The organism is Streptomyces sp. NPDC006207 (assembly GCF_040613835.1).
GTDB lineage: Bacteria > Actinomycetota > Actinomycetes > Streptomycetales > Streptomycetaceae > Actinacidiphila.
The window spans coordinates 1-1,084 of record NZ_JBEXSX010000160.1 but is presented as its reverse complement, the minus strand read 5'-3'; the positions used below and the strand labels follow the sequence as shown (position 1 = coordinate 1,084).

1 protein-coding gene is annotated in these 1,084 nt (G+C 68.7%); it reads right to left on the bottom strand.

Features of this window, described 5'->3' with window-relative positions:
* Position 1 precedes the first annotated feature (1 nt).
* On the bottom strand, positions 2-955 hold the full coding sequence (locus tag ABZ312_RS45135; protein ID WP_500440234.1) for an IS481 family transposase: 954 nt from the start codon (positions 953-955) through the stop codon (positions 2-4).
* Between the last annotated feature and the right edge of the window lie 129 nt (positions 956-1,084).

Below are 1,084 nucleotides of genomic sequence, written 5' to 3'. Positions count from 1 at the left end.
CCTAGGTGTATTGCCTTGTGAGGTTGGGGACGCGGCTGGCGGGTGGTTTGCCGTTCAGCGCGGTGTGTCCGCGGTGGTGATTGTAGGTGTGCAGCCAGTGTGGGAACGCCTCACGTCGTTCGGTCTCTGAGCGGTAGGGCTGTGCGTAGGCCCACTCGTCGAGCAGGGTGCGGTTGAAGCGTTCGACCTTGCCGTTGGTCTGCGGCCGGTAGGGCCGGGTTCGCTTGTGGGCGATGCCGGCCGCTGCCAGGGCATCGCGCCAGACGCGGGAGCGGTAGCAGGATCCGTTGTCGGTCAGGACCCGCTCGACGGTGATCCCGGCGGCGGTGAAGAACGCCTGGGCGCGGACCCAGAACGCGGTGGCGGTCTCCTGTTTCTCGTCGGTGAGGATCTCGCTGTAGGCCAGGCGGGAATGGTCGTCGACGGCGGTGTGCAGGTAGCTGTAGCCGGTGCCGGACTTGTTCTTACGACCCGCTGGGCGGCCCAGCATCTTGTGGCCGCCGCCGTCGGGGATGTTGCCGAGTTTCTTGATGTCCACGTGGACCAGCTCGCCGGGCTTGTCGCGTTCGTAGCGGCGGATCGGCCGGCCGGTGGCACGGTCCAGATGGGTCAGGCGGGCCAGTCCGAATCGAGTCAGCACGCGGTGCACGGTGGAGGGCACCAGGTTCAACAGGTGTGCGATGCGGGCTGGTCCCCAGCGGCGGGCGAGGCGGACCTTGATGATCCGGCGCTCGGTGCGGGTCGGGGTCCGGCGCGGGCTGTGGTGCGGGCGTGAGGAGCGGTCGGCCATGCCGGCCTCGCCCAGGGCGCGGTAGCGGTCGGCCCAGCGCTGGGCGGTGGTGGGCGAGACCTGGAAGCGTTCGGCGGCCCGGCGCAGCGGCCAGCCGTCGTCCACGACGCAGCGGGCCAGACGCAGGCGTCCGGTCTCGGTCAGGGGTGCATTACGGTGTGGCACGAGGGCCTTTCTGGTCGCCGGTGCAGATGTCGCAATCCACACCAGGCCAGAAGGCCCTCACCCATTTCAAGATCCCTCAACCGAGACCTGCATCACCCGTCCACAACCTCCCGGGACAGAACACCTAGG